At 61.8% G+C, this 13,832-nt stretch carries 16 protein-coding genes and 1 tRNA gene; 11 read left to right on the top strand and 6 right to left on the bottom strand.

Going from position 1 to position 13,832, the window contains the following annotated elements; all coding sequences use genetic code 11:
* Position 1: 1 nt before the first annotated feature.
* Positions 2–619 carry a DUF47 domain-containing protein gene (locus tag LN996_RS06790; protein ID WP_231339666.1) on the bottom strand — a complete coding sequence of 206 codons (618 nt, stop codon included), beginning with the start codon at positions 617–619 and terminating at the stop codon, positions 2–4.
* A 194-nt stretch (positions 620–813) separates the two neighbouring features.
* Between LN996_RS06790 and LN996_RS06785 the strand changes: the two genes are divergently transcribed.
* Positions 814–1,542 carry a hypothetical protein gene (locus tag LN996_RS06785; protein ID WP_231339665.1) on the top strand — a complete coding sequence of 243 codons (729 nt, stop codon included), beginning with the start codon at positions 814–816 and terminating at the stop codon, positions 1,540–1,542.
* Positions 1,543–1,778: 236 nt separating this feature from the next.
* On the opposite strand, the gene LN996_RS06780 is transcribed toward LN996_RS06785, so the two are convergent.
* Entirely contained in the window at positions 1,779–2,438 is a 660-nt protein-coding gene (locus LN996_RS06780; RefSeq protein WP_231339664.1) for a hypothetical protein, read from the bottom strand.
* Positions 2,435–2,614 (bottom strand): hypothetical protein, encoded by a 180-nt coding sequence (locus LN996_RS06775; protein WP_231339663.1) that lies wholly within the window; start codon positions 2,612–2,614, stop codon positions 2,435–2,437. Before LN996_RS06775 ends, LN996_RS06780 begins: the two co-directional genes overlap by 4 nt.
* 63 nt (positions 2,615–2,677) lie before the next feature.
* On the opposite strand from LN996_RS06775, the gene LN996_RS06770 reads away from it, so the two are divergent.
* The 7 genes from LN996_RS06770 to LN996_RS06740 all read left to right on the top strand — a co-directional run bounded on the left by LN996_RS06770 (position 2,678) and on the right by LN996_RS06740 (position 8,104).
* Positions 2,678–2,750: transfer RNA gene (locus LN996_RS06770), tRNA-Lys, on the top strand.
* 126 nt (positions 2,751–2,876) lie between these two features.
* The gene (locus LN996_RS23780) at positions 2,877–4,895 is read left to right on the top strand and encodes an alpha/beta hydrolase (protein ID WP_231339662.1); all 2,019 of its coding nucleotides are present in this window, start codon (positions 2,877–2,879) and stop codon (positions 4,893–4,895) included.
* 23 nt (positions 4,896–4,918) lie between these two features.
* Positions 4,919–5,515, top strand: coding sequence for a hypothetical protein (locus tag LN996_RS06760; RefSeq protein ID WP_231339661.1), 597 nt, complete (start codon positions 4,919–4,921; stop codon positions 5,513–5,515).
* A gap of 83 nt (positions 5,516–5,598) precedes the next feature.
* The gene (locus tag LN996_RS06755; protein ID WP_231339660.1) at positions 5,599–6,201 is read left to right on the top strand and encodes a hypothetical protein; all 603 of its coding nucleotides are present in this window, start codon (positions 5,599–5,601) and stop codon (positions 6,199–6,201) included.
* 83 nt (positions 6,202–6,284) lie between these two features.
* Entirely contained in the window at positions 6,285–6,884 is a 600-nt protein-coding gene (locus LN996_RS06750; protein ID WP_231339659.1) for a hypothetical protein, read from the top strand.
* An 83-nt stretch (positions 6,885–6,967) separates the two neighbouring features.
* Positions 6,968–7,561, top strand: coding sequence for a hypothetical protein (locus tag LN996_RS06745; RefSeq protein ID WP_231339658.1), 594 nt, complete (start codon positions 6,968–6,970; stop codon positions 7,559–7,561).
* Between the two features lie 93 nt (positions 7,562–7,654).
* Positions 7,655–8,104 carry a hypothetical protein gene (locus LN996_RS06740; protein ID WP_231339657.1) on the top strand — a complete coding sequence of 150 codons (450 nt, stop codon included), beginning with the start codon at positions 7,655–7,657 and terminating at the stop codon, positions 8,102–8,104.
* A 208-nt stretch (positions 8,105–8,312) separates the two neighbouring features.
* Here LN996_RS06740 and LN996_RS06735 read toward each other — a convergent pair whose 3' ends face one another.
* Positions 8,313–8,933 (bottom strand): class I SAM-dependent methyltransferase, encoded by a 621-nt coding sequence (locus tag LN996_RS06735; RefSeq protein ID WP_231339656.1) that lies wholly within the window; start codon positions 8,931–8,933, stop codon positions 8,313–8,315.
* Between the two features lie 133 nt (positions 8,934–9,066).
* Here LN996_RS06735 and LN996_RS06730 point away from each other — a divergent pair, with 133 nt between their 5' ends.
* Complete coding sequence (locus LN996_RS06730; RefSeq protein WP_231339655.1) at positions 9,067–10,602, top strand: alpha-N-arabinofuranosidase; 1,536 nt, start codon at positions 9,067–9,069, stop codon at positions 10,600–10,602.
* 3 nt (positions 10,603–10,605) lie between these two features.
* On the opposite strand, the gene LN996_RS06725 is transcribed toward LN996_RS06730, so the two are convergent.
* Positions 10,606–10,980: a hypothetical protein gene (locus LN996_RS06725; RefSeq protein ID WP_231339654.1), complete on the bottom strand. Its 375-nt coding sequence runs from the start codon at positions 10,978–10,980 to the stop codon at positions 10,606–10,608.
* A gap of 169 nt (positions 10,981–11,149) precedes the next feature.
* On the opposite strand from LN996_RS06725, the gene LN996_RS06720 reads away from it, so the two are divergent.
* Positions 11,150–12,154 (top strand): LacI family DNA-binding transcriptional regulator, encoded by a 1,005-nt coding sequence (locus LN996_RS06720; RefSeq protein WP_231339653.1) that lies wholly within the window; start codon positions 11,150–11,152, stop codon positions 12,152–12,154.
* A gap of 40 nt (positions 12,155–12,194) precedes the next feature.
* Entirely contained in the window at positions 12,195–13,295 is a 1,101-nt protein-coding gene (locus tag LN996_RS06715) for a D-TA family PLP-dependent enzyme (protein WP_231339652.1), read from the top strand.
* Here the strand turns inward: LN996_RS06715 and LN996_RS06710 are convergent.
* Entirely contained in the window at positions 13,292–13,813 is a 522-nt protein-coding gene (locus tag LN996_RS06710; protein WP_231339651.1) for a flavin reductase family protein, read from the bottom strand. The genes LN996_RS06715 and LN996_RS06710 overlap by 4 nt on opposite strands.
* Positions 13,814–13,832 lie beyond the last annotated feature (19 nt).

Below are 13,832 nucleotides of genomic sequence, written 5' to 3'. Positions count from 1 at the left end.
GTCATGATTCCTTGACGATGATGCTGCCTACCTGGGTGGCGACCTTCCGCATGTCCTTGGTAACTTCCACCAGTTGGTTGGCGATGTCCCGGTGCCGCGCGTATTGCGTGGACTTCATGTCCTTGAGCATCTCGGCCACCCAGATCCGGTGCGTGCGCTCTGCGCGCTTGGCCAGCCGGAGGATTTCGATCCAGTAGTCCTCGAGTTCGTCCAGGTCTTCGAGTTTCCGCATTGCGTCCACTGTGAGCTCAGCCTGCCTGCTGATGATCTCCAGCTGGTCTGCCGCCCGTTTGGGGAGGCGATCCAATTTGTACAGGGCTACGAGGTCGCCGGCGGCATCCAGCTTCTCCATGGCCTCGTTGAGGTGGCGGGAGAGCGTGTACATGTCCTCGCGGGGGAGCGGGTTCACGAAGCTGGTGCGCATGTGGGTCAGGAGCGCGAAATGCAGGTCCAGGGATTTGGACTCATGCTCGTGAAGTTCTTCTGCAAGGCGCTCGTGTTCGCTTGCCGGGGCTCCGAGGATTTCGGAGAGCGTTCCGGTGGCGGCCACGATGACGCCGGCCATCTGCGCGAGCAGTACGAGCCCGGCAGGTTCCTGGGGGAAAAGGCGCAGCTTCATGTCGCTTCCGGGCTGGGGACGGATGGGCGCGGACCGCTTGACTTGACGCTGCCCGTTTCGGTCATAACTTTACCGGCACGGCCGAGGCGTCTGCGAAGTTCGGGGAGCGTTGCGGGCAGATCTCCCCATCGCTGCGCCCCCGCAACCGTGCGACACTAGGTCAAGCACCGATTAATCCACTCAATGGGGGAACCATGCGCTTCAACAATGTCATCAAAATTTCCGGCCTCGCCGCTGCCGGCCTGCTGGCCCTGACCGCCTGTGGCCCAATTACGGCCGGCCCGACGACGGGCGGCTCGGAATCGTCGTCGTCCTCCTCGTCTTCGTCCGCCTCATCATCTGCTGCCTCGGCGTCCGCTTCCTCGTCCGAAGGTGCCGATTCGTCATCGGGCGACTACAAGCTGGCAGCCTGGGCGCTCCCCATCTCAGATGCCGGCGAGAAGCTCGGGAACCTCAAGGGCGACAGCTTCAGCGTTGACATCTACCAGGTGGCCACGGACGTCGCGTCCAAGGACAGCATGTTCGTGGACAAGGACACCAAGGAGAACCTGCTCAAGAAGGGCGATCCCGTGGTGTACCTGAACTACGTGGTCACCAACACCTCATCGGCCGAGATCCCCTTGAGCCACTCGCTGATCACGCCCAAGGCAAAGTACACGGACTGGAAGTACATGGGCGGCATGCCGTCAGATTCCAGCAGCGATGGCTACAAGAAGCACGGGCTGAGCAGCTCCGGTGTGAAGCTGAAGGAGAAGGACCCGTTCGTCCTGAAGCCGGGCGAGTCTTTCAACATCGCGGAGAACTTCGGCTACACCGCCGGCAAGGAAACCGAGATCTCGGCGACCATGACCCCGCAGGACGCTGCAGGCGACCTTGACCACGACAAGAAGGAAACCGCGGAAACCATTGTCACGTTGAAGTAGTTTCCCAGTGCACTTTGCCCGGGTCCGCTTCAGTGCTGGCCCGGGCAAACTTCGTTCGGGCATAAAAATGGTGCCGAACCGGATACGCCTCTCGGCGGTAGGCCGCTCGAAGCGGCTATAAGTTGAAGCCCGGGGGTTTCGCGGTTCGACACCAGTTTTAGTTTTCACCGTCAGGCGGTCTAAGTCAACATTGACAGTCCGGGGCCGGCGTGGGTACGTTTCGCCCTCTTTGTTGGCTAGTCCAGCTCGCCCAGGCGCCACGCATTGGCGGCGTGCTCAAGGTCCTCGGCCGTTTTGACCAGCTGGTGCGAGTTGCGGGTCAGCTTGCTCGCATGGCCTTCATTGCTGTGCTCTGCACCGTCGGCGAGGGTGGCCTGGCCGAGTGCTACTACCCGGCAGAAAGCGGCGGAACGTTCCAGCGCGACGTCGAACTCGCCGTCGAACGCGCCGGACAAAATGGCGTCAGCCATGGTTTTCATTTCGTCGGCTCCGGGCGGCTCCGCAGCGCCGGCCACCACGTTGGAAACCTGCGCGGTATCGCGGCCGGCTCTGAAGTAGACGGAGATCTTCTCGGGGTTCTGGATGGTGGCGGCGCGGAGGGCGTAGAGCCGCCACAGCGCGCCGGGAAGGCTGCGGGCGGGGCTTTCTGCCCACATCTCGGCGATGGCTTCCAAGCCCTGCTCATCGGCCAGTTTCACCAGGCGGCGCGTGACCTTCGGGTCGTCGCTGTCGCGGCCCCGCCTCACCAAAGCCTGGGCAGCAAGGTGGGCAGCCTCGGAAACCCGCGCGGGGTCGGCGCCACCTGCGAACGGTTCAAAATCGATGGGCGCGAAGGGCTTCGGCTTGTGATGCCGGTTTGCTCCGCCGTACGCTCGCGGTTCTGGCTGTTCGCTCATGAGTTCACCGTACTCCTGTGCTCTGGTGGGGTCGAGTAACGGTTGCCGGGGCTGCCTTGGTACTGGTGGCGTGCCGTCACCACCCACTTTGCCGCCGCGCTTGGCCCGACACGCCGCGGCCGCCGCGTGCCGCCGTCGAACGTTCGCCCAAAGAAGGTGACGACGGCGCACGTCACGTTGAGTTCCTTGCTGGCCTTGACCTTGGGGTACAGTATTCATGGCTGTTTCTACAGCTGGAGGGGCCTTTAGCTCAGTTGGTAGAGCATCGGACTTTTAATCCGTGGGTCGTGGGTTCGATCCCCACAGGGCCCACCCTCCAAGACAGGCCGGAGACCTTGAGTCTCCGGCCTGTTTTTTTGTTTCCCGGTCACGTCCCACACTCTGGTCCCGTCAGTTATGCTATTCGATGGATTAACTATTCAAGTGAGGGGGCTCGGCGTGGGGATCTTTGATACGGCGGTGGAGATTGCGTTCGACGATGGCGCCGCCGACGCTCTGATCAGCGCTGCTGATTCCGCGGATCAGACCCTGCGCTCCGAAGGTAGCTTCCTGGTTGTCGCCACGGGTTATGCGATGGAGGACTTTAGGGGCGGCTATGCGACCTTGTTCGCCCGCGCTTTGGCCGTCCGGGCCGATGACCGTGGCCGGCTTGCCGGTGTCCTCGCGGCGTTGGCGGAGGACGTCAGGCAAGCAAAGGTCCAGGCACGGGAAGAGAAGTCCCGGGTGAAGGAACTTGCTGCCTGGCAGCAACGCGCCGATTTCCGTGAACAACACTTTCAGACTTTCCAGGGTGTGGCGATCGATCCGATGCCCATGGAATGGCCGGTCGCTGCACCGACGATTTCAGCGGTGTTCTCGGCGAGGGCCCGGGCCCGGTTCGCCGGTGGATCGGGGGGCGCTACCAGCTCGGCTGATCCTGGAAAGCTGCGCGAATTTGTGTCCCAATCCCGCGCCTTCACCAACATCCTGGACACGGAGCTGGGGAGAATCCGGAACGCGTGGAGCGGTTTCACCTCAGCGTGTTCGTGGGTGAATAGCGGCAGTGTCACGTTTGTGTCGGGGTTCGAGGAACTGCTGACTGAGAACGCCGCTGACGCGACGTGGCTTGAGCAGATCGCCGCGGCATTCGAAGCAGCCGGCAGCGGGCCCATGGCCGACACCATGCTCAATAGCGCTCTCATAATGTACGCACCACCGGGGCAAGTCGGTTTGAACGATATCGGGGCCCTGAACGCCGCACAACTGAAAGCCTGGCTCGCCGTACCTGCCAACAAGGACCGACTTCAGGGGCTGCTTGAACAACCAGGGCAGGACCCCGTGGTGATAGCAAAGTGGTGGGCTGGGTTCGGCCAGACAGTCGCTGGCGGGACACTTGAACCCGGCGAGGCCCAGTTGCTCCTGATCGAGGCCATCCCCGGAGTCATCGGGAATCTGAACGGAATCACCGCGACCGCCCGGAACCTCGCCAACCGCAAACGCCTCATCACCGAGCAGGACCGCATCAACGCCGAACTGGCCAGGACGCCTCAACTCCTGCCCGCCAGCCAAGGCATGTCCATGACCAACCCGGCTTGGACACGGCTGCAAACGCAGCAGAAAGCCCTGGATGGCATCACCGACGCACTGAGGAACGCGGGCGGAACCAAAGCTGTCCTGCTGGGTTTCGACCTGACTCACGGCTCACCGAAGGCACAGGTCTCTGCTGGTAATCCCGATACGGCTGACAACGTTACCTACGCTGTGTCGGGTATGAACATTACACCGCAAAGCGGCTTCAATGACTGGGCAACAAACGCCGCGAACCTCAAGTTGCGGCAAAGCCTGAACGACGCGGGTGAGTCCTTCGCGGTGGTGGCGTGGATCAACTACGAGCCGCCCACGGTTCCGACGGTGAACAGCGGTGATGCCGCCCGCACCGGTGCCGAACGGTTCGTCACAGACCTTCAGGCGTTCAACGCCGTCAGAGAGAGCTTGGGCAACAGGACCCCGGAGACCCTGCACGTCTTGGCCCATTCCTACGGCACCACCGTGACGTCCAACGCCCTTGCCGCCGCGGCATTGAACGTCGCCTCCTTCACGATGCTCGGCTCCGCCGGCATCGAAAAAGAGATCCGAAACACCGGAGACCTCCACGTGCCCGGGGGGCACGTCTACGCCTCCGAAGCCAGCGGTGACGGGCTGGCTGACCTGGGTCGCTTCCAACGCCAAGATCCGCGGCTGGAATCCTTCGGTGCGAAAGTGTTCTCCTCAGAAGAAGCGACGATCGACGGGACCCAGTACCAAGGCACTACCGAACACAACACCTTGGTACACAGGACAGCCAGTGACGGCTACGGCTACCTGGATAAAGAAACCACGGCCCTGTATGAAGCTGCCCTCACAACAACCGGCAACGGAGACCGTATCCTGCCAAACGGACGGCCTGTTTCGCCTCCCCTTGGATTTGCTGGCCGTTGAACAACACAGGAAGAGTGAACCACATGCCCTTTGAACCCAAAGCCCGGCTCGCGGGCCGCCGCCTACTCGCCACGTTGGTCGGCGCGGCCCTTGCACTGAGCGCCTGCACACCCACCACGGAGAACCCCATGACCGGCTCAAGCAATCCCAGCGACCCCGCAACTGTCAAAGCCCAGGTAGAAGAACTAAAACAAGCCCTGAAGGATCTCCACGCGTTCAAAACCGAAACCCAGAAAGCCATCGGACCCCAGAAATGGGTCGATAAAGGCACCCGAAACAGCGCCTGCAATGCAGGTGATGGAAGGGAGGGCGTGAACTACAGCGTCATGAGCCAAACCCCTGATCCCGTCGACCTGGAAGCATCAGTCAACGTCGTCAAAATGTTCTGGGAATCGAAGGGCTTTACCACCCGCGTGGAAACCAACCCGTTGGACCCTGGTCTCATCCGCCTCTACGCCAATCAGAACGGCGGAAACCTCATATCCTTCACCGCGAATGTCAAAGGCTCCGGCCTGGAAATGGACACTGTCTGCATCGCCGGGAACCAACACGAAATCTATGAGGAATTGGACAGGCAGGAAGCAAGCGCCAGTCCCTCGCCGAGTACCAAGGAGAGCTGACGCAGAGTGCTGGCTTCTGGGGTGTCCTGTCCTGCCTCATGCTGGCGCGTGAGTCTGGAACGATTTCAGGAAGCGTGAACCACATGCCCTTTGAACCCAAAGCCCGGCTCGCGGACCTCCGCATACTCGCCGGACTGTTCTGCGCGGCCCTTGCACTGAGCGCCTGCACACCCACCACGGAGAACCCTATGACCGGCTCAGCCAATCCCAGCGACCCTGCGACCGTCAAAGCCCAAGTCGAAGAGCTCAAACAAGCCCTCGCGGATCTCCACGCCTTCAAAACCGAAACCCAACAAGCCATCGGACCCCAGAAATGGGTCGATAAGGGCACTCGTAACATGGATTGCAGAACCTCCGACGGGCAAGACGGCGTGAACTACAGCATCCTGACCCAAACGCCTGACCCCGTGGACCTGGAAGCATCAGTAAGCGTGGTCAGAGCGTTCTGGGAATCCAAGGGCTTCACCACCCGTACCGAAACCAACCCCAGGGAACCGGGCCTCATCCGCCTCTACGCCAACGAGAACGGCGGACACCTTTTGTCCTACTTCGCAAACATCAAAGGCTCCGGCCTGGAGATGAACAGCGCCTGCGTCGCCGGAGACCAGACCGCAATCTACAAGGAGCTGTATCCCGAAATTTACGGGACCCCGTCTAGCCTCGGCTCCTCTCCGTCTGCTAATTAGGCTGTCTGGTGCGCCAAAGGAGCTGCCTATGTCGCCTCGTGCTGGCTATGGCCTGTGGAACGGCTTCAGGAAGAGTGAACCGCATGTCCTTTGAATCCAAGGCCCGACTAAAGGCCCGCCGCCTACTCGCCGGACTGTTCTGCGCCGCCCTTGCGCTGAGCGCCTGCACGCCCACGACCACGGAGAACCCCATGATCGGCTCAAACAGTTCCAGTGACCCTGCAACTGTCAATGCCCAGGTCGAAGAACTCAAGCAAGCTCTCTCGGATCTCCGCGTCTTCAAAACCGAAACTGAAAACGTTGTCGGGCCCCAGACCTGGGCGGATAAGAGCCTTCGAAACATGGACTGCAGCACCCCTAAGGGAGAAGAGGGTGTGAACTACAGCGTCATGAGTCAGACCCTTGAAACCCTCGACATGGAATCGTCGGTCAACGTTGTCAAGACGTTTTGGGAATCCAAAGGCTTCACCACCCGCGTCGAATCAAACCCAAAGGACCCAGGAAACATCCGTCTCTATGCCAATAAGAGCGGCGGACATCTCGTATCCTTCACGGCTACCACCAATGGCTTGAGCCTCGAGATGAACAGCGCCTGCGTCGCTGGGAATCAGCATGAAATCTACAAGGAATTGGACAGGCAGGAAGCGAGTGCCAGTCCCACGCCGAGTACCAAGGAGAGCTGACGCAGAGTGCTGGCTTCTGGGGTGTCCTGTCCTGCCTCATGCTGGCGAGTGAGTCTGGAACGATTTCAGGAAGAGTGAACCGCATGTCCTATGAATCCAAGGCCCGACTAAAGGACGGCGGTATTCTTGCCGCCTTGTTTTGTGCCGGCATTGCACTCAGCGCCTGCACGCCGACCACCACGGAGATCCCCATGACCGGCTCAAGCAACCCCAGCGACCCCGCAACCGTCAAAGCCCAGGTCGAACAACTCAAACAAGCCCTCGCGGACCTCCACGCCTTCAAAGTCGAAACCCAACAAGCCATCGGACCCCAAAAATGGGTCGACGAAGGCCTCCGAAACATGGACTGCAAGACACCCGACGGAGAAGGTGGCGTGAACTACAGCGTCCTGACCCTCACGTCCGACCCCGTAGACCTGGAAGCCTCAGTCAACGTCGTCAAAACGTTCTGGGAATCCAAGGGCTTCACCACCCGCACCGAAACCAACCCCCGGGAACCGGGCCTCATCCGCCTCTACGCCAACGAAGACGGCGGACACCTCGTGTCCTACTTCGCAAACATCGAGGGCTCCAGCCTGGAGATGAACAGCGCCTGCGTCGCCGGAGACCTCAGCGCAATCTACAAAGAGCTGGACAGGCAGGAAGCAAGCGACAGCCCCTCACCGACTGCAGAGTAGAGGCGTTGCGGCATGATGCCTTCCGGGAAGCTGGACAGTCCTGCCTCCTGCCGGTGTGTGGGCTGTGGAACAGTTTCAGGAAGAGTGAACCATATGCCCCATGAACCCAAGGCCCGACTAAAGACCAGCCGCATACTCGCCGCGTTGGTCGGCGCGGCCGTTGCACTGAGCGCCTGCACACCCACCACGGAGAACCCCATGACCGGCTCAGCCAATCCCAGCGACCCTGCAACTGTCAAAGCACAGGTTGAAGAACTCAAGCAAGCCCTGAAGGATCTCCACGCGTTCAAAACCGAAACCCAGAAAGCCATCGGACCCCAGAAATGGGTCGATAAAGGCACCCGAAACAGCGCCTGCAATGCAGGTGATGGAAGGGAGGGCGTGAACTACAGCGTCATGAGCCAAACCCCTGATCCCGTCGACCTGGAAGCATCAGTCATCGTGGTCAAAATGTTCTGGGAATCGAAGGGCTTTACCACCCGCGTGGAAACCAACCCGTTGGACCCTGGTCTCATCCGCCTCTACGCCAATCAGAACGGCTGAAACCTCATATCCTTCACCGCGAATGTCAAAGGCTCCGGCCTGGAAATGGACACTGTCTGCATCGCTGGGAACCAGCATGAAATCTACGAAGAATTGGACAGGCAGGAAGCGAGTGCCAGTCCCTCGCCGAGTACCAAGTAGAGCTGAAGAGCCCCGGCCCCTTGTTGACTCTGGGCTGGTGCACAGTTATCAATGCGCGTAGGTGCGTTCAGCCAACGCGACCGGGAGTGAGCAGCCGTTGCGCGACGATGGCCGCGTGGGGACGCACTCCGGGGTCGGCGCGCGAGTGCGTGCCAATCACGCTGAAACCGGCTTCCTGCAACCGTCCCGACATCTCCTCCAGAGACCAGAAATAGGCAGGAGTCACTGCATGCGAGAACGACTCACCCGCCGGGCCATCGAAGAAGCCGATCAGGAGGCCACCGCCTGGTTTGAGGCACCGGGCAAACTCGTTCAGAACCCGGCTGATCCCAGCCGGGGGAGTGTGAATCAGTGAGTACCAGGCGAGGATTCCCGCCAATGAGTGATCCGGGGTGGGCAGCCGATCAAGTGACCCGACAGAGAACTGGGCATCCGGGCAGAATTGCTTGGCTGTCTCAATGAACTCCGGTACCAAGTCCACGCCTTGGACGTCCACCCCGGCGGAGTGCAGAAAGGCTGTCCATTGCCCAGGCCCGCAGCCGGCATCGAGGACTTTCCCGGACAATCCCTGGGCCCATGACAACACCAGCTCCCTATCGACCGGATGCGTGCTGCTGATGGACCCGAACAATGAGGTGTACTCGTTGGAACGCGCAGAATAGGCGGCTCTCACTGCTCCAAAGGACATGCGTCTCAGCCTAGGAGCCGGAACGCCCGCCAAGAAATCCCTTGACTCCCACACCAACACCACGTCAGCATGTTTCTATAACGTTGTAAATCGGCAAGTAGAACAACAGGACCAGCAGACAAGGACCCACCCTTTGGGAAACCCAGAAAACCCCACGGCCAAAATCACCATCGACCCCGCGTTCGTCGTAGGCCCCGTCAGGAGGAAGACCTTCGGCGCCTTCGTTGAGCACCTCGGACGCTGCGTCTATACGGGCATTTTCGAGCCAGAGCACCCGAAAGCCGACGACGACGGCTTCCGCACCGACGTCCTCGACCTCACCAAGGAACTCGGCGTCTCCACGGTCAGGTACCCCGGCGGAAACTTCGTGTCCGGCTACCGCTGGGAAGACGGAGTGGGGCCCAAAGAAGACCGCCCAACAAGGCTCGACCTCGCCTGGCACTCCAGCGATCCCAACCTGGTGGGCGTGGACGAGTTCGCAAAGTGGTCGGAGAAGGCCGGCGTGGAACCCATGATGGCGGTCAACCTGGGTACCAGGGGCCCGCAGGAAGCGCTGGACCTGCTGGAGTACTCCACCATCAAGGGTGGAACGGCCTTGTCCGAACAGCGCAAGGCGAATGGCGCCGTCGAGCCTCACAACATCACCATGTGGTGCCTCGGGAACGAGATGGACGGCTTCTGGCAGATCGGCCACAAGAAGGCCGGCGAGTACGCGCGGGTTGCCGCCGAAACGGCGCGGGCAATGCGCATGGTCAACCCGGACCTGGAACTGGTGGCTTGTGGAAGTTCGGGGCCAACCATGCCAACGTTCGGCGAATGGGAGCGCGTGGTCCTCAACGAGACATACGAGTTGGTGGACCTGATCTCGGCGCACCAGTACTTTGAGGACTTCGGGGATTTGCAGGAGCACCTGTCAGCCGGGCACCGGATGGAGGCGTTCATCAAGGACCTGGTCTCGCACATCGACCATGTGAAGTCGGCCAACAAGTCCGGGAAGCAGGTCAATATCTCGTTCGATGAGTGGAACGTCTGGCACATGTCCCGCGACGAGTCCAAGGTGCCCACAGGCGACGACTGGCCCGTGGCGCCAGTGCTCCTCGAGGACCGCTACACGGTTGCCGACGCCGTGGTGGTGGGAGACCTTCTCATCACGCTGCTGCGCAACACGGACCGCGTCCACTCCGCGAGCCTGGCTCAGCTGGTCAACGTGATCGCACCCATCATGACCGAGCCGGGTGGCCGGGCCTGGAAGCAGACCACGTTCCACCCGTTTGCGCTCACTTCGCAGAATGCATCTGGCACGGTGTTGAACCTCGCCGTCGAATCCCCGCTGCTGGAGACCGAAAAGACGGCGGGCTTCACCGCCCTGTCAGCCGTGGCGACCTATGATGCAGAAGCCAAAGAGGCCGTGGTGTTCGCCGTGAACCGCTCGGCGTCGGACCCGCTGACGCTGGATGCCGCCGTCGGAAGCCTCAACGCAAGCAAAGTCATTGAGGCCGTCACCTACTCGAACAAGGACCCTTACTGGCAGGCCACTGCCGACGATTCGACGTCGGTCCTGCCGTCCGAAAACGTCAGTGTAAAGCTCGACGGCGGCCGCCTCACCGCCGGGCTTCCGGCCGTGAGCTGGACCATGATCCGGTTGTCGCTTGAGGACCAGGTCAACTGAAAACTAGGCGATCTGCTGCGTGCCGTCGTGGAACATGGGGTACGCGGAGATCGGTGTGACCGTAGCTGACGGAGTTGGTTCCGGTGCCCGCGATGCGGGTGCCGGAGCCGGCTCGTCAACGGTGACGATTTCCATGGACTCCATGTCCAGGAGCCGCCTGCTCCCGGTGTCGTCCGTGAGCCAGAAAAGGTCGGTGCCAGCAACGGTTTTGACCACGGTGCCCCGGTGATAGAGGCGGCCGTTATGCCAAGCCTCCACATGATCGCCCGCGCTCAGGGCGTGCGGCTCGTCTTTGCTCCCCGGCATGGTGCCGAATGCTTGGGCCAGGCTCGCCTGCATTTTCAGCGCCTGGAAAAGATCCCTGTTTGCAATACTCATGTCTGCTCCTCCCAGCTGTCGCCGTCCTTGCCCTCAGCTTTGCGCATGTATGTTGCGGGCGCGTTGCAAGGGGATGAGCGATGTGTGACGGCTGCAGGGGCTTGAGTGACGGCCCGACTGCCGCCCCATCTGCAACGATGTATGCCAACAGTTCAAAAGGAGCACATTGATGGCCGTCACCATGAACGACGTCGCACGGGTTGCCGGGGTCTCGTTGAAGACGGTGTCCAACGTGATCAACAACTACGAGTTCATCCGGCCAACCACCAAACAGCGCGTCCTCGATGCCATCGATGAGCTCGGCTACGAAACCAACCTGACGGCCCGCAGCCTCCGCTCAGGCAAGACCAGCATGCTCGGATTGGTCCTGGCAGACCTTTCCATCCCGTATTACGCCGAGTTGGCGTCGGACATCATGAAAGTGGCGTGGGCCCGGGGATACCGCGTTCTTGTGGAACAGTCCGGTAACGAGCCTGACCACGAGAAGGCCGCGCTCCAAGGCCAATTCCGCACCCTCACTGACGGTCTCCTTTTCATTCCACTCGCCCTCAACGTCGAGCAGATTATCCAGGCCGCAGGTAAGAAACCGCTGGTACTCCTTGGCGAGTACGTGCAGGATCCGCGCCTGGACATGGTCCTTATCCAAAACCACAGAGCCGCCGCCGCCGTCACCACGCACCTGCTGGCGGGTGGCCGCCGTCGTATAGCTGTTGTGGGTGCGCACGACGGCGACACCACCGGCAGCGGTGGCCTGCGCCTTGAGGGGTACAAAGCTGCGCTCGCTGACGCCGGCGTGGAGTATGACCCCGCCTTGGTGGTTCCGTGCGATTGGCGGCGCGACGGCGGTGCTGATGCCATTGCAAGGTTGCTGGACAGCGGCGTGGAGTTCGATGCTGTTTTCGGGCTCAACGATGCACTTGCCCTCGGAGCACTTCACGAACTCCTGGTCCGCGGCAAGAAGGTGCCGCAGCAGGTTGCCGTTGCGGGCTTCGATGACATCGACGAGGCACGGTTTGCCTCGCCGTCGCTGACCACGGTGGCGCCGGGGCGTGCGGAAATTGCGGAGCGCGCCGTCGAACTCCTCATCAACCGGATTGAAAGCAAAACCGCAGCAGCCAAGGTTCAGCAGCCGGAGGCGGCGTTCGAGCTGCGTGTCAGGCAGTCCGCGCCCTGACCGCCTGCAGTTAGTGTTCCGGGCCGTTAGTGTTTGAGGAATGAACGTGATCCCCGCCGAAGTCGTCACCCCCGCCGTCATGATCGATGTCGATGTCCTGGATCGGAACATCGAACGCATGGCGTCCAGCATGCTCACCAGGGGACTCAAGCTCCGCCCGCACGTCAAGACGCACAAGACGCTGGAGATCGCCCGGAAGCAGTTGTCGGCCGGTGCCGCGGGGATCACCGTTGCCACCATCGGCGAGGCTGAGGTTTTCGCGGCGGATGGAGTGAAGGACATCTTCATCGCCTACCCGCTGTGGGTGGAAGCCCACCACGCTGATCGCCTGAGGGCTTTGGCGGCCAAGGGCCGCATCGCCGTTGGCGTGGATTCTGCTGAGAGTGCGACGGCGATGGGTCGCCACTTGGGCGCGGATGCCGGCAGCATTGAGGTACTGATCGAAGTGGACAGTGGACATCACCGCAGCGGCGTATTGCCCGACGAGGCGGTGGACGTTGCCCACGCAGCGGCTGCCGCCGGACTGAGCGTGCAAGGCGTCTTCACGTTCCCCGGACACAGCTATAAGCCGGGGATGCCCACGGGTGCGGCCAGCAACGAGAATGAGGCGCTTGGCCTGGCCGCGACGGCGCTGACCTCGGCCGGGTTTGAAGTCACCACCATCAGTGGAGGGTCTACGCCAACGGCCCTGATTGACGGCGAAACGGTGGCCACAGAGCTCCGCCCCGGTGTCTATGTATTCGGGGATGCCCAGCAACTGGAACTCGAACGATGCACGTGGGACGACATTGCGCTGACGGTTGCCGCCACCGTGGTCAGCCGGCACGAGGCCAACGGTGGCAACGTCCGCCGGGTTGTGGTGGACGCCGGCAGCAAGGTCCTTGGCAGCGACCGTCCGGATTGGGCCACAGGATACGGGCGGCTCCCCGAATACCCCGAAGCCAAGGTGACTGCGTTGTCCGAGCACCACGCCACGGTCGTTTGGCCGGACTCCTTGGAACTCCCGGCGCTGGGTACCCGGCTCCGGGTGATCCCCAACCATGTGTGCCTGACCATGAACCTGGTGGATGAGGTCACCGTTGTCCGCGACGGTGCCGTGGTGGATCAGTGGGCTGTGGCGGCGCGCGGGCGCAACAACTAGCCCAGCACCGGAACGCCCTGGAACAGGGTGTGGAACTCCCGGTTGTGGTAGACCAGCGGGGCTGAATCGGCGGGGCTGAACCGGATATCCACAACGGTTGCGGCCAGCAAGACAGAGCCACCCAGAGGCGCCCGATGGACGATTTCGCATCGCAGCGCCCATGGTGCTTCCCTGAGCAGGGGCTCGCCTGTGGGCAGCAGTTCCCAGTCCATGTCGCTGGTGAAGCGCGGGGCGTTGGGGTCGGAGAATGTGCGCACGAGGTTTACCTGGTCCGCGCCCACCAGGTGCACGACGATCGTTTGCGCGGCAGCGATGTGCGAAGCTGACCGGCCGCCTGTGACGGAGAAGGCGAGCGTTGGCGGATCCACCGCCACCGATGCCACCGAGGACGCCGTGAGCCCCACGGCTCCTTCCGGCCCTGACGCGGTGATGATGGCAACTCCTGCTGGATGTGAGCGGAAGGCGGACTTGAAGAGCTCGCCGACCGGTTCTGCCGGCAAGGGGGTGTGATGGGACATTCATGAACCTTCGTGGGAC

Source organism: Arthrobacter sp. AK01, from assembly GCF_021109375.1.
Lineage (GTDB): Bacteria > Actinomycetota > Actinomycetes > Actinomycetales > Micrococcaceae > Arthrobacter.
Note: the sequence above shows the minus strand (reverse complement) of the source record. Positions and strands in the feature narration are given on the sequence as shown.